The organism is Vibrio sp. D431a (genome assembly GCF_030248655.1).
Lineage (GTDB): Bacteria > Pseudomonadota > Gammaproteobacteria > Enterobacterales > Vibrionaceae > Vibrio > Vibrio alginolyticus.
This window is the reverse complement of record NZ_JAHGAP010000013.1, coordinates 411887-430892: the sequence shown is the minus strand read 5'-3', so window position 1 is coordinate 430892 and position 19006 is coordinate 411887. Positions and strand designations below refer to the sequence as shown.

Annotated in this window: 16 protein-coding genes and 1 pseudogene; 2 read left to right on the top strand and 15 right to left on the bottom strand. The window is 39.4% G+C overall.

Annotated elements, in window-relative coordinates; genetic code table 11:
* Positions 1-26: 26 nt before the first annotated feature.
* The 13 genes and pseudogenes from KJB35_RS12455 to rppH all read right to left on the bottom strand — a co-directional run bounded on the left by KJB35_RS12455 (position 27) and on the right by rppH (position 15678).
* On the bottom strand, positions 27-593 hold the full coding sequence (locus KJB35_RS12455) for a sigma-70 family RNA polymerase sigma factor (RefSeq protein ID WP_285357901.1): 567 nt from the start codon (positions 591-593) through the stop codon (positions 27-29).
* Entirely contained in the window at positions 586-1650 is a 1065-nt protein-coding gene (arsB, locus tag KJB35_RS12450) for an ACR3 family arsenite efflux transporter (RefSeq protein WP_285357903.1), read from the bottom strand. Before arsB ends, KJB35_RS12455 begins: the two co-directional genes overlap by 8 nt.
* Before the next feature lie 45 nt (positions 1651-1695).
* The gene (locus tag KJB35_RS12445; protein ID WP_285357904.1) at positions 1696-2034 is read right to left on the bottom strand and encodes a metalloregulator ArsR/SmtB family transcription factor; all 339 of its coding nucleotides are present in this window, start codon (positions 2032-2034) and stop codon (positions 1696-1698) included.
* A 315-nt stretch (positions 2035-2349) separates the two neighbouring features.
* Positions 2350-4134, bottom strand: a complete 1785-nt coding sequence (locus KJB35_RS12440) for a hypothetical protein (protein ID WP_020196718.1) — start codon at positions 4132-4134, stop codon at positions 2350-2352.
* 374 nt (positions 4135-4508) lie between these two features.
* On the bottom strand, positions 4509-5858 hold the full coding sequence (locus KJB35_RS12435) for a site-specific integrase (RefSeq protein WP_020196719.1): 1350 nt from the start codon (positions 5856-5858) through the stop codon (positions 4509-4511).
* Positions 5859-5866: 8 nt separating this feature from the next.
* Positions 5867-6445 carry a hypothetical protein gene (locus KJB35_RS12430; RefSeq protein WP_115385741.1) on the bottom strand — a complete coding sequence of 193 codons (579 nt, stop codon included), beginning with the start codon at positions 6443-6445 and terminating at the stop codon, positions 5867-5869.
* The gene (locus KJB35_RS12425; RefSeq protein WP_020196721.1) at positions 6435-8561 is read right to left on the bottom strand and encodes a site-specific integrase; all 2127 of its coding nucleotides are present in this window, start codon (positions 8559-8561) and stop codon (positions 6435-6437) included. The genes KJB35_RS12430 and KJB35_RS12425 overlap by 11 nt, the downstream gene beginning before the upstream one ends.
* 13 nt (positions 8562-8574) lie before the next feature.
* Positions 8575-10794 (bottom strand): hypothetical protein, encoded by a 2220-nt coding sequence (locus KJB35_RS12420; RefSeq protein ID WP_168936656.1) that lies wholly within the window; start codon positions 10792-10794, stop codon positions 8575-8577.
* Positions 10795-10861: 67 nt separating this feature from the next.
* Positions 10862-11191: pseudogene (locus tag KJB35_RS12415) on the bottom strand (thymidylate synthase); the annotation flags it as partial.
* Between the two features lie 9 nt (positions 11192-11200).
* A complete protein-coding gene (gene lgt, locus KJB35_RS12410) occupies positions 11201-12022 on the bottom strand; it encodes a prolipoprotein diacylglyceryl transferase (RefSeq protein ID WP_005381948.1) in 822 nt (273 codons plus the stop codon).
* Between the two features lie 87 nt (positions 12023-12109).
* Positions 12110-12901, bottom strand: a complete 792-nt coding sequence (locus tag KJB35_RS12405) for a sulfite exporter TauE/SafE family protein (RefSeq protein WP_005385965.1) — start codon at positions 12899-12901, stop codon at positions 12110-12112.
* Positions 12902-12907: 6 nt separating this feature from the next.
* Positions 12908-15154 carry a phosphoenolpyruvate--protein phosphotransferase gene (gene ptsP, locus KJB35_RS12400; protein WP_104975865.1) on the bottom strand — a complete coding sequence of 749 codons (2247 nt, stop codon included), beginning with the start codon at positions 15152-15154 and terminating at the stop codon, positions 12908-12910.
* A 2-nt stretch (positions 15155-15156) separates the two neighbouring features.
* Positions 15157-15678: an RNA pyrophosphohydrolase gene (rppH, locus tag KJB35_RS12395; protein WP_005381953.1), complete on the bottom strand. Its 522-nt coding sequence runs from the start codon at positions 15676-15678 to the stop codon at positions 15157-15159.
* Between the two features lie 619 nt (positions 15679-16297).
* Here rppH and mutH point away from each other — a divergent pair.
* A complete protein-coding gene (gene mutH, locus KJB35_RS12390; protein WP_017821501.1) occupies positions 16298-16978 on the top strand; it encodes a DNA mismatch repair endonuclease MutH in 681 nt (226 codons plus the stop codon).
* Between the two features lie 15 nt (positions 16979-16993).
* Here mutH and KJB35_RS12385 read toward each other — a convergent pair whose 3' ends face one another.
* Positions 16994-17305 carry a DUF6482 family protein gene (locus KJB35_RS12385; protein ID WP_005381772.1) on the bottom strand — a complete coding sequence of 104 codons (312 nt, stop codon included), beginning with the start codon at positions 17303-17305 and terminating at the stop codon, positions 16994-16996.
* A gap of 154 nt (positions 17306-17459) precedes the next feature.
* Between KJB35_RS12385 and KJB35_RS12380 the strand changes: the two genes are divergently transcribed.
* Positions 17460-18494, top strand: coding sequence for an NADP(H)-dependent aldo-keto reductase (locus KJB35_RS12380; protein ID WP_005381774.1), 1035 nt, complete (start codon positions 17460-17462; stop codon positions 18492-18494).
* Positions 18495-18625: 131 nt separating this feature from the next.
* Here KJB35_RS12380 and KJB35_RS12375 read toward each other — a convergent pair whose 3' ends face one another.
* A complete protein-coding gene (locus KJB35_RS12375; protein ID WP_005381776.1) occupies positions 18626-18877 on the bottom strand; it encodes a hypothetical protein in 252 nt (83 codons plus the stop codon).
* Between the last annotated feature and the right edge of the window lie 129 nt (positions 18878-19006).

Here is a 19006-nt window from a genome sequence, read left to right as displayed (position 1 = left end):
GTTTTATGACAACTTTAATTAGACAATTAATCTTGAAAGAAGCAACAAACTCGCCGCTGTTCGTCAAAACGTATATGACATTGTACTTGCAAAACATTTCTGAGTTTTTGTCGAGCACGTTGAATGCGTGATTTGGTTGCCACTAAAGTGAGTCCATTTTGCTCGGCAAACTGCTGTTGAGTAAGACCTTGTAGGTCACACTGTTTGATAATTTCGCTTTCAGACTCAGTCAGTTTTGATAGCGCTTTAGGTAGGCATTGCGCAAGGCTATCGACAGCGGGAAGTTCATGCTCTTCCCATATCGACGCATCATCACTCAGCTCCTGAACTTGTTCTTGATTAGCCCTGCGTCGCTTATCAATAAGCATATTCCGTGCTACCCGATATAGCCATGCTCTTTGGTTTTTAATATCGCAAAACGCTTGCCTCTGCTGTAACGCCTTCAAGAAGGTATCTTGTAGTAAATCAAAGCTCAGCTCAGGATCACCTGTTTGCTTAAGCAGCCAGTAGTAAAGCTCGGACTCGGAAAGATGCCATGTCTCAATGAGACATGGTACTGCTGAAGTTTGTTTCGAAATACGGCTCTTAGGCATAATATTTACGCTTCATTCTCAAGGCGACGTTAACCAAAGCGATTAAGACAGGCACTTCTACCAAAGGTCCAATCACACCAGCAAACGCTTGGTCAGAGTTTAATCCAAATACAGCGATTGATACGGCGATAGCCAGTTCGAAGTTGTTACCTGATGAAGTAAAGGCGATAGAAGCATTTTGGTCGTAAGGGATCCCCATACGTTTCCCGATGTAGAAGCTCGCAAAAAACATCACCATAAAATAGATGATCAGTGGTACTGCAATACGGAACACATCCATCGGTAACTCAATGATCATTTCACCTTTCAGGCTAAACATCAAAACGATGGTTGCCAAAAGCGCAATCAGGGTGATTGGCGAAATACGAGGGATGAAGACTTCGTTATACCACTGTTCACCTTTTGCCGAGACCAATAGCTTACGGCTTAGGAAACCCGCTAAGAAAGGGATGCCTAAGTAAATTAAGACGCTTTGTGCAATATCCCAGATAGTGATGTCAACAACGAAACTTTCAAGACCAAAGTAAGGGGGTAACACAGTAATAAACAGCCAAGCCATAAAACTGTACGTGACAATCTGAAACGCGCTATTTAAAGCGACTAAGGTTGCACCGTATTCTTTGTTTCCGCCACTGATATCATTCCAAACCAATACCATAGCGATGCATCGAGCAAGGCCAATCAGAATGAGTCCTACCATATAACCAGGTTGATCGCGTAAGAAAATGATGGCTAATGTGAACATAAGAATCGGTCCCACGAGCCAGTTCATCACTAATGAAAGTGTTATCGCGCGTTTGTCACGAGTTACCTCACCTAAAAGGCTATAGTTCACTTTCGCCAACGGTGGGTACATCATTAAGATTAAGCCAATGGCAAGTGGGATATTGGTTGAACCAACAGATAGGCTTTCGTTCCACTGAGCAACTTGAGGAAATAACACGCCAATCCCGACACCAACTGCCATTGCAAGAAAAATCCATACGGTTAAGTATCGATCAAGAAAACTCATCTTTTCAGATGCGCTGGTTTCGGCACAGCTTGAGACATTACTCATACAAACCTCTTTCATTTAAAATTGATAAACCAACGGAATAGAGCATTATTCGTTCACAACATTCGTACATGATTTGCCTTTGATGAACTGCAACTCTGACTCGATAAATGTCAAATTATGCTTAAGGGTGATCTCCAGCACTTGCTTGACCCAAGGAGCTAACACGGGGTTGATTTGGTAGTAAACCCACTTACCACGTCGCTCATCCAGAACAAGCTCGTGTTTTCGCAATTCGGCAAGATGCCGAGAGACTTTGGGTTGACTGAGATTTAGCGCTTCCATGAGATCACAGACACACAACTCTCCTTGCTTCTGCATCAACAGCAGAGACTTAAGCCGAGTTTCTTCAGAAAGTGCTTTGTAAAGAAGGATTGGATCAAACATAGGAACCATTCAATGCTATAAAACATATGAAATATCATATGTTTTATCTTTCATATATGTCAATTTTCCAATTAAACAGTGCTTCTGAGAGATAAGTTAGATTAGGAAAAGTAAGTCGATAACTATGAGAAATTAGCATCTTAATATTGAGACTAAATTGGAATGGGGCATTTTCGTGTTTCATGCCCCGTCAGCACACTGTTGGACATTTCTGAGTTAGCGATGTTGCTAAATTAGCAATCAATGAATGAGTTTAAGTATGGAAAAATCGCTTAACTCAGTGCCCAGTACTTAAAGGTACAGATCAACAGCTTGTTATAACTTTCTAACAAACAGCTCTGAGTTCTTCTTCAATTTTCGGTCTAACTTTATGCCAACCTCTCCTTCATTACAGGTATCTACTCCCTTACCATTAACTTGCAAGGATTCGACTTTAGCTCTTGAATAATCTCCTTGTTTTCTTACGATCAAGGTGTCGCCTACAGCTAGAGTTATATCATTTAAATTTACGATAGCAACTTGACCGTTCATGAAGAGTTCTTGAGGAACACCAATAGATACTAGGTCTGTAGGCTCTAGAGTAATTAGCCCTGTTTTAAAAAGTGATTCTCTAACATCTGATTTTTGCAAAATCCCGTCTTCAATCAGGAAATATGCTTTATAAAGATCGTATGTGGTTAAAAGCCCTCGCTTATCGTGGCCTGCATCTTTGACTTGATTCTCGGTAAACGGGGGGTTGGATCTCGATTTTGGTGGCATGTATCGCTGGTGATTGACAATATATAGTCCGAACACATCAAATTTTCCTCGTTGCTCGGCGCGTCTATACCTAATCTTGCTAATTTGAGAGCAGTCTTTGTCTGTCGATGTACCTCCAATGCCTTTAATCTCGATGACTAAAAACCGATCCCCACAATCAACCTGAATATCCTCTTCAAGAATATCTGGATTTGTATCGTCAAAGTTAACTACCGACTCAAACTCCAACCACTTGAGATAATGTTCAATCGACGATACTAATGCATCACCAGTTTCAGAAATTAAATCTGTCAGAAACTTGAACTCACTCTTTAATTTGAGCAGAGAGTTCTCGTTTTCAGTAATATCTTTGACGTATTTTTCCTCTATATCGGCCTTTTCTTGCAATAACTCGCTCTCTCCAGGCAACAAATAGTCCCCACTTTCTAACCAGCCGAATTCACCATGAAATGGGAATATATCTGGCATTATTTCTGGTAGGTATGTCTTAAGGAGACTAGCAACAAAGCTTCCTTTGTTCTCAATGTCTGGGAAGACTAATACCAGTGACTCGTTTTGGAAATGCGCGTAACTTACAATTTCATCTCTTTCATTAAGTAACAGTGGTATAAAATTACGGTCTTTCTGGTACTTTCCGTCCTCCCAAACATCAGGGTGGTTAAACACACTTCGGTACTCAATTCCATCTAAGTGTTGATTAAACAGCGGAGATAGTTTTGAGCCTTTTTCTGGGAGGGCAACCTTACGGCCATGTCGGTTTTTAGAGCCAGAAAAGCCTTTATAGAATGTATGGTTAGAATATGACTCTCGGCGTGTAATACTAGCCTCGTATGCTGTTATTTCTACAAATTGGTATTCAGAAGAAATTGCACTCCCGCAAAATGCGATCACTATTGCCTTCTTCCATGCCAGCTCATTTATTTCATCAGAAACGATATTAATGGATAATGGCCTAGGGTCGAAAACTTGTTCGGGGTATATGCTAAGCAAGGCATGAGCTTTGTTTCCAGTTGTATTTTTTAGGCTATGCAGGCTAGCATCAAAATCTTCTGATTTCTCAACAGTCAGATCCAACATAACGATGTCAAATTCATGTAGATTGCTAGGATAGTCATGGTGCAGCTTCAGGAGTTTTTCTTCATGACGTTTGTTCGCAACTTTCACAGTTGAACCGAAACTAGCAGTTACATAGTTAAACCTTAAGTTTTCCAGTTCTTTTTCTACATCTTCCTCGAAATCAAAAAGGCATATCATGGGATGTTTGTGGGGTTCTTCCACAACTACGGCAGTCACTTCTTCTATGGACTCATCCTTGCTTTTTGATTTGTGTATTTTGAACATTACCACTCCTACTGATGTGAATTCTGACTCGCTGATTTCTTTGAGATATGACGCTTTTTAGACAGAATCTTTCTGCTTTTGCTTTCGGACTATCTTGCTACTATCACGTATGCAACTCAAGCAATATAAGCACGTTATGTGATTGTTGGCCTTGCATGACGGAAAGAGTCCACCTGAAACTCTTACGCTGTACAATTAGGTTTAGTAAGGCAAAAAGAGATGAACAACATATGAATAAGTTTTTAGTCTAAGTAGAAACGGGGCAGAAAGATGGTTCAATCAATCGGATTTAATCGAGAGGCCATTGGAATACAGATATGTTTAGTTTAGTGCAGACTTACTGCACAACAGTTGCTGGGCTGTCTACCCCATACTTAGCCCGATAAAGCATCTAGATCTTTCTGCATTGCCGTCCTGAGGCTTTGTAGTTCTTCCAGATACTCTGACACTACCATTCCATCTTTTAATTTAGATTCAAGTTCATCTAGCCCCCTATCGAAAGCTTCATATGCCATTCTTTGACGAACTCTATTTTCAACACCATCGACATCTACCAATTCCGCAAATGCGAGATCAATATAATGATCAAGGCTATCCAAACTCTTATGGTTAGTATATTGCTGGACTTTCTTCTTAAATATACTACCATCAAGTAGAGCGAGCTTTAATTCTGACTTGTTTGAAGCATTAAATTCCTTTATCAAAGAAATAAACAATTTAGTTATAAATCTATGTCTAAACATTTGAGCACAGGCTTTTTCTTCAATCCCAGCCGCTCTTCTCAAATTTCCCACTTCATCGCTTAAATATTTTGCTGTTAATTTTATGCCTGTTTTTACACTTATAAAAACAAATCCATGATCATTTGACTCTCCAATCGTATCTTCGATTAACTTGCTTCTGTGTATTTCTATATATTTAATTAATGCTCTTAAGTCTTGATGTAAGATTGGTATAAATCTATATCCAGAGTCGTTTTTTTTCGTTATTAATTTAAGCATGGGGTTCTTCATTTCCTCAGCTTTTAAAACATCTTCAACTTTCAACTCTACAAGCTCCGCAACTCTTCCTCCAGTTGATTCAAGACCTCTTAATAAAGCTTCTCTACGCCTAATTAGTGCTTTATCTGACGTTACATTGATAATTGCAGAACGTAATGCATCAATCGATGCTTTTGAGATTGGTTTTCTTTTTTTCAGAGGACTAGGTGTATCAAATGAGCAATGCCACCATACTTCTTGTTTAACTATAGTTTTACCCTTCCTGACATTTCTGACCCTTTTGCTCGCCAATATCCTAGCTGGTAAAAATGTTGAGTCATCATTCTCCTTCGCTATAAAATCAAGAAAATCAAGCCAACGCCTAGCGTTTGAAATTAAAGTATTACTGACTCTTTTGGGCGTTAAAGAGTTGGTTTTCTCATCTCTTTGAATCTGCATGAGTTCAGAAAAATGATCGGAAGTTAAGTCAATAAAATCTACTTTATGCTCATAGCAATATCTAACTAATGCACTTATTGAAGATGCATATTGCTTAACTGTACCTTCCGATTTTCTTTCAGATACTTTTATTAAATACTTATTTGCAGCAACGCAGGCCTTCCCACTTGGTAATGTCATAAAAGGGAAATTTTTGATCACTTTTACTACAGGTTGTAAATCCCTTCCAACAAAATGGATGTTCCGATACTCTGGTATAATTTGCCACAACTGAACTTTAGACATAGACACCTCTAAATTTCAGAAACATTATTTTCCTTATCACTATCTTCAGGAAAAATATCTAATAGAGATAATGTCGAATTTAACTTTTTAACTGCATTTTTAGCTCGATGTTCCCTAAGTTTTTGGTCATCTATTTTAGAAATAGATAGGATTTCAGATTTAGCTCTATCGATTATCTGAATCCATACCAAATGCTCTTCTTTGTACAAATCGACCAAATTATCCCTTGATTTCAATGCATTATATAGACCTTGTTTAGTTCTTCTGTTCTCTTTTTTTTCTACACTTGGAGATGTGTTCAAGGTTTCTAATGCACTGATCCTCAAACGATTTATATACTGATAACCTTCAGAAAATAATATTTTTGCTTGTCTCTTTTGAGTATTAATTGAAGAAGGTGATACTTCTAACCTTTCCCCATTAATAACAATATGGCCTTCAAATCTAGCCAGACCGCCTTGGGACTCTAAAGATTTAATGAGATATGTAGATTCATGATATTTCTCTGGTTCTTTAATGATATCTTTTAAAATCAATTCAATATTTTTTAACGAATTAACTTTTTTCTCTGATAGCTTATTCATCATTTTCACCAACTATTTTAACTAATAGTTTATGCTTTTTCCCTTCAAAATCAGTTATAAACTCATAATCAAATATAATCGATCCTTTTGATGCTTGGTAATTTATATAATCTTCAAGCTCCTCTGAATCAAGTAACTCCACATTATTTACATTGTATTTTTGACATATATATGACTTGAGCTTTGGAAAGCTATCAATGTGTTCTGAAACATACTGAACCTCCACATCACGTAACACCTCACCTGTAACTGACTCTGTAATATAACGGTGGAGATGTTCTATATCTGTCTGCCCTAAAAACCAACGTAAAACATCTAGCCCCTGTTGGGATTCACCTGAAGACCATACGTAAAGTTGAACGAAAAATCGTCTTAGTTGATGCGGACGTAGATAATATCGAAGTCCATCTACTACTTCTGTTTCAAAATAGTCACAAGCCTTATCCATCGCTTGATATAAAGAATTATAAAAATTTGCCTCAGAAATTCTGACAGGATTAATATACGGATAGGAGAAAATATGAGGGATACTAGATAAGTATCCACAATCAATTAGTACTTTTTGGATTCGCTCCAAATTTTCAAGCATAGAAATACATAGCTCATCCATTGGGCGAGCAATTTTATCCCGTAATCCTCCTAAATTTTGAGTCGCTTTTTCTCTATCAAATATCACATAACGATTTTTTTTATCAAATGCACTACCATGCTTGATGGATAGATATTCACCAACTCTCCTTGCGGCTAAAGCTCCAAATATAATGGCCACCAGCCCAAAGTATACCGATATTAAATCAATTAAACTTTTGTTCTCCCTCAACTCTTTCGCAGTCCACCTCTGACCTCTTCCGAATTGATTACAACCTAGCTCTTTTATTTTAGGATGAATGCAAGTTATGAACTCTCTATCCGATATGAACTCTCTGAGCCGAGTTCTATCTTCTGAAGAGCTTTTACTAAGTGCTTTATCATAATCTCGACTAGCTACTAGCCTAACCACACTATCGTATGATGAGACTAACTCTTCACCGTAATTTAAATGAAAATCGATGCATTTCTCGATCATATTAAATACAATAGGAAATGGAATACTTTTAAACCTTCCTGAGTTCTTAACTTTAACACGAGAAAAATCCACACAATCAATTATATTATCTTCAGGTACGTAGATTCCATTCTTTCTAAAGTCATGGCTAGATAACAACTTTAATGATTGCCAAGCAGAACGAAAATTAATAAAAGCCGTTTTAGATATTAACTCATCTTCTGGGGTATCTTGAACATTAATCCTTCTATACTCAATATGATATGGCGATTTATCAACTAGATGAAAAGCTTCAACCCAATCTCCCGATTTACTAATCTTCCCTCCCCAAATGGTTTTTGAACCAAGCAACTCCCTTCCTAACTTTGACACTTTTAAAACATATTTATAATCGGCGCTAGTTTTTGTATCTTCTCTAAAAAAGTCGTTAGATAGTAACCAACTTCTCATAATAGATAAATTATCTACATATTTACTATCAATCAAATCAAATGCATAAGAATTTTTACCAGTAAGTAAATCATAGCTAATATCAGACCTATCGGCACTATTATTACGAATAGAATTTACAGCATTAAAATAAATATATGACAACGCTCTATCTTTAAAGTTGTATATGGTCTCATATGTATCTTTTGAGGAAGATAAAATCGAGAACAATTGTATCACATCATCTTCAGATAATATTCTTAAACCATATTCTGATATTTTAATATATCCATCTCTTAGAATGAAATAATCAATTATTTTACAGATGTAAGGAAGTTTATCTCTTGTAGTTATTGGGGATGGCTTTACAATTAGCTTCCCGCTACTATTAGTAGATAGGTATGCTATTATCCACATCTTAAACGTATTTAGCAATGAACCATGACTTTCGCTAGTTAGCAACTCTCCATTGGGTAATGTGATATTAAAGTCTACTTCCGTGACAAACTTTCCTGTTGAAGTAGAAGTGTCAAACCGCCAAATATTTTCTATAAATTCGCTTTTAAGGTAAGGATGTTTCTTGAACCGCTCAACACCTGATTCAAAAATATTATTAAGAAAACCCAAGTCATCATGTAAATTCATGTCAAGCCCTTAACTATTTTTCCATCTCTTTCTCTGCCGTGTCTAAGTAGCTTTTTAGAAGAACATCATCTGAGTTTCTTATATCTTCCATTATAAGTTCACTAAGGCTGAGATAATAACTATCTTTGATAGATAACTTGTCGTCTTCAATAGTCCCATTTTGAATCGCTAAAAGAACCTTTAAAACTTCAACATTTATACCGACAAGAACTTTACCTTTCGCATCGTTTTCTGCAAAATCTTTACTATCACTTTTTTCAATTTTTAAGGAATGATTGAATAAAAACCTCTCAAGCTCTTTTATATTATTAAAGCAAGACGCCTTAAGAAGGTTTTTATTATCTTTCATTGCTTCACAAATAATTCCCTTTTGAAATATTCGAATCCAACGAGATTGAAAATACTTCAATATTGGGTCGGGTAAATAATGAGAAAGCAAGTCTTGTCTATATTTGTCATGCCCTAGATTTTTAGCCATTAATGATACATCTTTATCTTTCAAATAGCCTACAACAGCACATGATGCTCTAAACCTAGTTAAAGTAAGGTTTTTATTTAGATTATTCAGAGCCTCTTCACTTTTATTGGCATGTGCATTTTTTAGCTGTTCGAATCGAGATTTAATATATTTTTCAGATAATGAAGTAGAACCACTCACACATGGTCTTGGATGAAAAAATGCTTGACCAGTATTAATAAATAATTTTCTATAGTTATCATCCCCTTTCTTCTTTAAATATTCTCTTGGTCTAGAGGTGATAACTAATAGCTTTTCAACTAGCTCTTTTGAAACAGAATTTAATTTGATGGTTTGTTCAGCTTTGCGTCCATTTTTACGTAATTTATATCCCTGAAGATAATAATTATTATCAAGCTTATAAAATCCAACTCTATGCCCGTTCTTATCATATAAATCAAGGTTGTATAAGAAGCTATCCGTTATATCATTGTGTTCTTTTATCAGGAGTATTGATATTGGAATTTCGAAATACGATGTCGGCATTCCAAAACTTTCAGCCAATGATGTTTTACTACTATAAACCTTACGAATATTTCCATTAGAATCTATCAATCTTTCATAGCAATTAAGTCGATATTTGACGCGAAATTCATCTCTGGATAACTCAATATCCTCAAATTTAAACTTATGATTGTTATCTGAATATCTTGCCCATAAATCATTGAATTGATTTTTAGCCCAATTTATTACAATGTTATAATCATCTTCTATATCATCGAATATAGATTCTATAGCCTCATCATCAGTCAAATAAATCGGGACATCAGTAAGCAATTTTTCTTTAACCTGAATTATTTCCCCTGTAGGCGCATCTTTTATTTTCTTTATCTTTGCTTCTGAACCTGTCTTATACTCTGTAGGTATATATGTAATATCTATATTAGGTCTAGCAAAGAAGCCTGTTTCAAATAAAGTGTAGAAAAGAGCTGGAGAACCGTCATTCCAACGTTTCTTCGTTGTCATAAGGCAATTACCAGATTCTACATTTTTTTTAAAAAAATGAGCACAGAATCCACGCCAAATATCATCTGAAACATCCGAATTACTTTTTAAATCAAAATAATTTAAACCTTCGACTGAAGATAGATATAAAAAATATGCTGAAAATAAGGGGAGATGATTCTCTAATGCTTTAAATCCACCTAAAACACTGTTCGTATATTTTTCTAGTTGTCTAGCGGCATCAGCGCCTTCATTTTTCCATATATAAGTAAGATCTAGGAACCTCTCTTTACCACTTTTAGATTTTATTACCCACCAACTATAATAGTCCGCTTTATCACTATCTATAGTGGGCAAATCAACAGCGTCAAACGGTATATATATATCAATTAATCGCTTTTTCTTATGATAATCACCAATGCCAAATTTTGATGACAAAAATCTTAAGCATTTTCGTGAAAAATTGAGATATCCATCGAAGGTTGCAGGGCTTACATCGACCAAAATCCCATCTTTAATGCTCTTAAGAAATCGCCCAAGAAAGTCGGTAACATGCCCTAATTTTATCGATGTTTCACTTACACGGTCATCAAACACATCGGAATAGACGTACATTAATTTTGCATAAAAAACAATCGATGATTTACCATTGTTTAGCTGTTCGATGAGAGGGGAAAGAGTCTGAAGAAGAACATGGTCAGACTCCTCAATGTTCAAAAAGAGGAGTTTGTTTTTATTTTGGACAATTGTCCGTTTTGATAGCTGCTCCATTTGCACCACAATGTCCTATAATTTCAATCCTATAGAACAATATAGACAACATTGGGAAAAAGGCAAAAACTCCATAGACACGGCCCATGTCGTCTTCGCCTTTACGGTATGGGTTATTCAACCAGGCATCATTTAGGTTGGCATTGGCATCCCAGGTTTTCGTGCCCAGCTTACGAAAATCTTCCGCATTATCGTAACCACGAATGTACCCTAGTAGCTCTGCAACAGCTGCTTTCCAAAAACTTTTACGTGTGGTGACCAACGGAAATTGATTGTTCGCAACATCGTAGGTTAAATCCGCGTTGATTACGGTCAGGCAGCGCTTGCCTGTACGCTCATTTTCAACCCAAACACCTTGGTCAACGATGCGTTGACACAAATCTAAATACTGTTTCACACCAATACCTTACTTCGTCTTTTGTGGTAATTCGTCTTTGTAATGACCACGTTTGTATGCCCAAACCATCATGAGGACACCGATAACCACCATTGGCAGAGATAAAATCTGTCCCATGGAAATAAAGCCACCGAATAAACCCAAATGAGCGTCTGGTTCGCGCACGTATTCTACTAGGAAACGGAAGGTTCCGTAACCCGCAAGAAAGAGTCCTGAAACAGAACCTAGAGGACGAGGTTTCTTGATGAACCAATTCAAAATGAAGAAAAGGACGATGCCTTCAAGCGCCATTTCATAAAGCTGTGATGGATGACGTGGCAGTGGACCACCATTTGGGAAAACGATCGCCCAAGGCACATCCGTTACTCGGCCCCACAACTCGCTGTTCATGAAGTTACCTAAACGCCCCATACCCAAACCAAATGGCACAAGCGGCGCGATAAAGTCAGCAACACCGAAGAAAGTTCGCCCGTTTTTGTGTGCATACCAGAACATCGCAGTAATCACACCCAGTAAGCCCCCGTGGAAAGACATACCACCAGTCCACACTTTAAATAGATACAAAGGGTCAGCCAGGAAGAGCTCAAAATTGTAGAAAAGCACGTAGCCTACACGGCCACCAATCACCACGCCAAGGAAGCCTGCGAACAACAAATCAGAAACCTGCTCTCGTGTCCAACCACTTCCAGGCTTATCCGCACGTCGGTTCGCTAACCATAGAGCAAACATAAAGCCAACAAGGTACATCAAACCGTACCAACGAACCGAAACAGGACCAATAGAGATTAAAACCGGATCAATATTGGGAAATTCAATATATCCCTGAGACATAAATCATTCTCTTCTTATCACAACAAAATAAATATACCCAAGTAACCTCTAGATGCTTGGTTCAGCGAGAATGACTTGGGTACAAACTTAGAGCAGCATGGTCGCTGCAACAAACATTAAGAACACCGCGAATATCTTTTTTAATACCGCTGTTGGAAGGTTAGTTGCGAGCTTCGCACCCACTTTTGTTGTGAGCATCGAGGCCATAGCAATCGCTAATAAAGCGGGAAGATAAACATAGCCAATACTGTATGAAGGTAAGCCTTCCACTTTATAGCCATGTAAGATGAAGCCGATCATACCAGAAATAGCAATCACGCAACCACAAACGGAGGATGAGCCCACCGCTTTACGCATCTCTATCCCATGTTTATTTAAAAATGGTACCGACAGTGAGCCACCACCAATACCAGCAAGGCTTGATACGACACCAATTCCCGTGCCGTAAACTACAGTCACAGGGCTGCTCGGCATAGGTTTACTGCTCGTAACTTTAATGGAACGAAACATTTGTACTGACAGGCAAAGAACAATGACACCAAACACTTTCGGCAAATAGTGTGTAGGGATCCACTCAGCAATATTGGCACCAACAAAGCCACCAATGACCACACCAGGCATCAACCATTTTACGACAAACATATCGACATTGCCGAGCTTAAGGTGATTCATCGCCGATGAGCCAGACGTGACAATAATACTCGCTAACGAAGTGGCTAAGGCCATGTGCATACTCATTTCTGGAGAGATCCCAGCAAGAGGAAGCAAATACAACAAGGCAGGAACAACAATCAAACCACCACCGATACCGAGTAACCCCGCCATCACACCCACAAAAGCGCCTAGCGCCAACAATAACAAAAATAAAGAGACGGTCACGATTTCCTACTTTTTACCTGCACGGATAAAGCCCGCAAAGCCCTGTTGAATGAAGAAGTCATGCATCATTTGATGAATGTCCTCCCCATAGGACTTTGTCATTGCTTGCTCCGCTAATTTTTCTAATTCTTCTTGTTGGCTATGACGAATCAAATATTTCACCTTAGCCACATTGGAGGTGTTCATACTCAAACTGGTATACCCTAACCCAAGTAAGAGAAGAGCGCCAAATGGATCACCCGCTAGCTCACCACAAATACACACGGGCACCTGATATTTATCACACACCTCATGGATTTGCTTAAGCGCTAACAGTACCGCAGGATGCATAGATTCATAGACATCCGCTACGCGCGAATTGTTCCTATCTACCGCTAATAAATACTGAGTTAAATCGTTTGTCCCGACAGAAACAAAATCAACACGGTGAGCGATCGTTGGCAACAGATACACCATCGATGGTACTTCAATCATGACCCCAATTTGTGGGAATTGAATTCTATCATCAAGCAAAACGGCTTCGCTGTGAGCTTGATTAATCAAGCTAATGGCATCGTCTAGCTCTTTTACCCCTGACACCATTGGCAATAAGATACTTAAGTTTCCGCTTTCTGCACTCGCTCTTAACATTGCACGCAGCTGGATCAAGAAAATGTCTGGATGATCCAATGTAAAACGAATGCCACGCCAGCCTAGAAACGGATTATCTTCTTCGATGGGCAAATACGGCAAAGGTTTGTCACCACCAATATCCAAAGTACGCATCACTACTCGTTGATTCGGATAGCTGTTAAGTATTGCTTGGTATTGATGATACTGTTCATCTTCCGAAGGAAAGTGATGCTGAAGTAAAAATGCAATCTCAGTTCGGTACAACCCAACACCATCAACACCTGTGTTGATGGCAATATTACTGTCTGCACTGAGTCCCGCATTCAGCATAATTTCGATATGGTGATTATCTTGCGTAACCGCAGGGAGTGCGAGGTCCTTGTTTACCATGGCAAACAGTTCAGACTCTTCGCTTACTAAGCTGCGATACTCTCGCAACAACTGGCGGTTTGGCTCTAAGAAGATCTCACCCGTATAGCCGTCGACTATCCCGAGTTTGCCATTCACCACATCCGGATTAATGTTGGCGCCCATGACTGCAGGGACCCCAAGAGCTCGAGATAAAATGGCAGCGTGAGAGTTTGCGCCTCCCTCTAATGATACGACGGCTAACAAAAACTCTTTAGGTACAGAAGCGAGCAAGGTGGCAGTGAGTTCGTTCGCCACCAAAATAATGGGACGATCAATTGCAGAATTTTCTTGCTCACTGTTGTGCAGAAAATAGAGCAGCCTTTGCCCTAACTCTCGGATATCTTGCGCTCTTTCACGCATGTATACATCCGACATTCTTGCAAATCGATTCGAGTATGACTCTACAACTTGGCGTAACGCCCAGTCTGCCCTGTCTCCTTTTTCAATCTGCTTCTTCAAATCACCGCGAAGCATCGGATCATTCAGTAAGTGAGTAAACAGATCGAAGATCGCCAGCGCATCTTTGTTGATTTCACTGTCCAGTTTTTTCCGCATGCGGCGAAAGTCATTTAACGCTCGCTCTATGGCCACCAGTAGCGTCTCGTGCTCGCGTTCCTTATCTAACGTGGACGAAGGGAAAATATCCGATAAACTCGGCTGGGTATTGTCGAACCAAAACTCTCCAATCGCGACACCAGTAGACGCAGGCAAACCTTTTAATACCGTGGGTTTAGATGCTAACTGCCAATGCCCAAGATTCTGCGCATGTGCAATGAGCACCGCTAACTGAGCGGATAAGGTAACAAGAAACGATTCTTCCATTTCACTAAACAAGCGCGGCGTTTTTTGTTGGATCACCAACACACCTAAAACTTGTTTACGATGAATGATTGGAGTAGCTAAAAAAGAGTGGTAAATCTGTTCGCCGAGTTGAGGAAAGAATTTGAACTCGGGGTGTTTTGAGGCTTCGGCAAGGTTAAGGGGTTCAGCGCTTCGTTTTACCAACCCAACCAAGCCTTCATTGAAGTTGATATGAATACTATCACCTTCAAAAATAAGGCCTTGAGTTGCCATTAACTCAAGGCGCTGCATTTCTTCATTAGCAAGATAGATAGTACAGCACTCAGTACTAAGGGCAGCACAAGTCTCTTTCACCAATATATCGAGTGCCAGATGCACATCATCGACCCTAGAGACTTTCTCAACTATTTCCCTTAGCTGACTGAGCATGATTATCCTCTACGTTGCTTTTTTCTTTTCCCTTTCGCTTTTCTCTCTCGAAAAGGCATGGCTAAGGATGCAAATTCTTTCATCGCTCGTCGATAAACATCTCGCTTGAAAGAAACAACTTGCCTAACTGGATACCAGTAACTTACCCAGCGCCAACCATCAAATTCAGGGGATTTTCCGCGTTGCATATTAATGCGAGACTCATCGCATTCTAATCTCAGCAGAAACCATTTCTGTTTTTGGCCGATACAAACAGGCTTGGAGTCCCAACGCACCAATCGCTTTGGTAGCTTATATCTTAACCAATGACGACTTGTTGCAATGATCTTAACGTCTTTTTTCGTTAAACCGACTTCTTCGTATAACTCCCTGAACATGGCTTGTTCAGGGGTTTCACCTTCGTCAATCCCACCTTGTGGAAATTGCCATGAGTGTTGCCCGTATCGTTTAGCCCAGAAGACCTGACCATGGTTATTACATATCACAATACCAACATTAAGTCGGTAACCATCGCCATCTATCACTGGCTAACCTCTATGAATAAATTTTTTATTACCGTGATTTTTCCACATATCCCCATTACTAGCAAACTTACTGATGTGATATGAGCAAGATTTATTACCTTTTCAGCATTTTTGGATATCTTTTAATCAAACCATACCTTATCAACACAAGAGTGAGACATTGCCCACATTTATTCACCTTTTCTGTGAATAACTTTGTGAAGAATTCAATTCAAATGAGTAATTCAGTTCAATCCCATCAAATGAAAAACAAATGAATAAACAAAAAAACAAACATAAAGCATTGATAAAAAAGTATTTATTTTTAAAAATAACGATAATTCGATCTTCAATTTCTTGATGATCTTTTCACCAAACTCAGATCGGTCAAAGATCCACCAACAGGCTATTTATCCACACTTACCTGCTATTCGTTTAGATGATTACAACAAAATCAACCCCAAAAATGCATTTTAACCCCTGTTTATTCATACAGACCTCGTCAGGATCTTATCAATACCTCCTCCACCTGTGGATAAGTTATGAATTGATCGTTCTTACACCGCCTCGGTGAAATCTTAAACAGTAGATTTGGTCGGAGTTTGATAAACTATATTTTTTGTAATACCACCTTGTAACTATGAAACCAGAACCACAAACAGAAGCAGAGCTATTGGAACGAGCGCATGATATGGCAGGACTCAGTTTTGCTGAGTTGGCCGCCGAGGCGAATATGATTGTTCCTGAAAACTTAAAACGTGATAAAGGTTGGGTGGGTCAATTACTCGAATGGCACTTGGGCGCTCCAGCTGGCAGTAAACCTCAACAAGATTTCGCAAAACTAGGGATCGAGTTGAAAAGTATTCCGATCAGTTACTCTGGCAAACCTTTAGAAACAACCTTTGTTTCTGTGGCCCCCCTCACTGGTGTTCATGGTCTTACATGGGAAACAAGTCATGTTCGAAACAAGCTATCTCGTGTGCTTTGGGTACCCGTAGAAGGAGAACGAGAAATCCCACTCGCTGAAAGACGTGTGGGCAGTCCACTCATTTGGTCACCAGATGAAGAAGAAGAACGGATTTTGCGAAATGACTGGGAAGAGTTAATGGAGATGATCGTCTTGGGAAGATTTGATCAAATTTCCGCCAGACACGGAGAAGCGCTGCATCTTCGCCCTAAAGCCGCAAATGCAAAAGCGCTCACCGAAGCATATAACTCAAATGGTAAGCCGATGAAAACTCTGCCCCGAGGCTTTTACCTTAGAACACAGTTTACTGAACAGATCTTACTCAAGCACTACATTAACACTCAACCAGAATAAAACTATATCAGCTATTTAGTGCGTCACGAGCGATAACTCAATATCGCAGTACGAGGCTGCCTCTTCAGTGCCACATTCGTCATACGCATTACGCAGCCTTAAATACGCTTTATCGACCCCTAGCCTCAATAATTCTTCTTTTACTAAGTCTAGAGAGCCAAAATGTATCGGGTCTTCACCGTCTTTAATCGGCTCAAGTTGATGCTTGTACTCCACAGCTAAAAGATAGTCAGAGACATCAGAACACCCAATCACAAATACTTTGGGAGTTTTATAAGTATCTTTATGTGGACCATGTAGCCACATGTCCAATTGATGCTTCTGCATAACATACCTCCTTCACACGATTATTTAAGTGTAGTTAGGCTAACTGTAGCTTTCGAGTTTGCTCTCCCTTTATACGTAAATCATTTGCGATTGCGGCTAAAAATCCCCTATATTGGAGTCACTTATTTAGTCGGTAACTCTTCAAGGACGTGATATGCAATACACAAAACTACCGCACTCATCACTTGAGATCAGTAAAATCTGCCTCGGCACTATGACGTTTGGCGAGCAAAACACAGAAAAGGACGCCTTTGAACAGCTCGACTTTGCCCTCGATCATGGGGTGAACTTCATCGATACCGCAGAGATGTACCCTGTACCGCCAAACTCGGAAACACAAGGGCTCACCGAGCAATACATCGGTAATTGGTTAGCAAAAAGCGGCAAAAGAGAGAAAGTAGTACTGGCAACAAAAGTGGCAGGCCCTCGCAATGTTCCTCACATTAGAGACAACATGAGCCTTAATCGTCGCCACATCCATACAGCAATTGATGACAGCCTTAATCGTCTACAAACCGATTATGTCGATTTGTACCAACTACATTGGCCGCAGCGTCAAACCAACTGCTTTGGTCAACTCAACTACCCATACCCTGACAAACAAGAAGAAGTCACGTTAATTGAAACGTTGGAAGCGCTTACTGAATTAGTGAATGCAGGTAAAGTGCGCTATATCGGCGTATCCAACGAGACGCCGTGGGGTGTGATGTCGCTATTGCGTTTGGCAGAAAAACACGATTTGCCAAGAATTGTCTCCATTCAAAACCCATATAACTTATTGAACCGCAGCTTCGAAGTTGGCTTGTCTGAAATCAGCCATTACGAAGGCGTTCAGTTACTTGCCTACTCTCCTTTGGCATTTGGCTGCCTGAGTGGTAAATACCTAAACGGGGCAAAACCTGAAGGCGCTCGATGCACTAAGTGGGAGCGTTTTGCGCGCTACTTCACTCCGCAAGGTGTTAAAGCGACCGAAGCTTACGTCAATTTAGCTCAAGAGCATGGTCTAAACCCTGCACAAATGGCGCTCGCGTTTGTCAATCAGCGTCCATTTGTTGCTTCTAACATTATCGGAGCAACAAACCTAGACCAATTAAAAGCCAATATCGACAGTATTGATTTGCAACTTAGCGACGAACTACTTACTGAAATTCAAGCAATAGGTACAACTTACTCGAATCCTTGCCCTTAACAGTACCACCTTCAAACGAAAACAGCTGATCTTCAAGATCAGCTGTTTATCCAATGAAGTCATACTTCATATAAAAAGTTAAGCGTGTTGAATGACTCGTTAGCAACTCAGTCAGCCCAACACGCTAACGATTACGTCATTATTCGCGACGTTAAGACTCGACGAAGGTGACGAACTCGACGTTCAACTTTTACTGCATCCGGAACATTGGCACGTGTAGAACGACCATCGCGATCTAAACCAATATCTCTCAATAGATGAACATTCGTCCATGGAATATCATGAGCAGTTCGGCGTATGGTGCGCTGCCATTGCTTTTCTTCGCGTTTAAGGTCTGCTTTCAATAGCAAAGTGGCCAATTGTAGGTAAATAGAGTGACGCATAATATTTTCTCCGATTATCGATGTATTCGACTGGGAAAAATAGTGCGTAAAATGAACAGAAATATTCTGTTGATACTAAGCCGCTACTTTTCCGCAGCCTAGTAATAAATATGATAGGTTACGGATTAA

What these genes read in the sequence shown, in the direction of transcription:
- KJB35_RS12420 (WP_168936656.1), bottom strand. Translation starts at nt 10,794, where the DNA reads ATGGAGCAGCTATCAAAACGGACAATTGTCCAAAATAAAAACAAACTC.
- KJB35_RS12380 (WP_005381774.1), top strand. Translation starts at nt 17,460, where the DNA reads ATGCAATACACAAAACTACCGCACTCATCACTTGAGATCAGTAAAATC.
- KJB35_RS12445 (WP_285357904.1), bottom strand. Translation starts at nt 2,034, where the DNA reads ATGTTTGATCCAATCCTTCTTTACAAAGCACTTTCTGAAGAAACTCGG.
- KJB35_RS12425 (WP_020196721.1), bottom strand. Translation starts at nt 8,561, where the DNA reads ATGAATTTACATGATGACTTGGGTTTTCTTAATAATATTTTTGAATCA.
- KJB35_RS12435 (WP_020196719.1), bottom strand. Translation starts at nt 5,858, where the DNA reads ATGTCTAAAGTTCAGTTGTGGCAAATTATACCAGAGTATCGGAACATC.
- KJB35_RS12440 (WP_020196718.1), bottom strand. Translation starts at nt 4,134, where the DNA reads ATGTTCAAAATACACAAATCAAAAAGCAAGGATGAGTCCATAGAAGAA.
- KJB35_RS12455 (WP_285357901.1), bottom strand. Translation starts at nt 593, where the DNA reads ATGCCTAAGAGCCGTATTTCGAAACAAACTTCAGCAGTACCATGTCTC.
- arsB (WP_285357903.1), bottom strand. Translation starts at nt 1,650, where the DNA reads ATGAGTAATGTCTCAAGCTGTGCCGAAACCAGCGCATCTGAAAAGATG.
- KJB35_RS12385 (WP_005381772.1), bottom strand. Translation starts at nt 17,305, where the DNA reads ATGCAGAAGCATCAATTGGACATGTGGCTACATGGTCCACATAAAGAT.
- KJB35_RS12375 (WP_005381776.1), bottom strand. Translation starts at nt 18,877, where the DNA reads ATGCGTCACTCTATTTACCTACAATTGGCCACTTTGCTATTGAAAGCA.
- ptsP (WP_104975865.1), bottom strand. Translation starts at nt 15,154, where the DNA reads ATGCTCAGTCAGCTAAGGGAAATAGTTGAGAAAGTCTCTAGGGTCGAT.
- mutH (WP_017821501.1), top strand. Translation starts at nt 16,298, where the DNA reads ATGAAACCAGAACCACAAACAGAAGCAGAGCTATTGGAACGAGCGCAT.
- lgt (WP_005381948.1), bottom strand. Translation starts at nt 12,022, where the DNA reads ATGTCTCAGGGATATATTGAATTTCCCAATATTGATCCGGTTTTAATC.
- KJB35_RS12430 (WP_115385741.1), bottom strand. Translation starts at nt 6,445, where the DNA reads ATGATGAATAAGCTATCAGAGAAAAAAGTTAATTCGTTAAAAAATATT.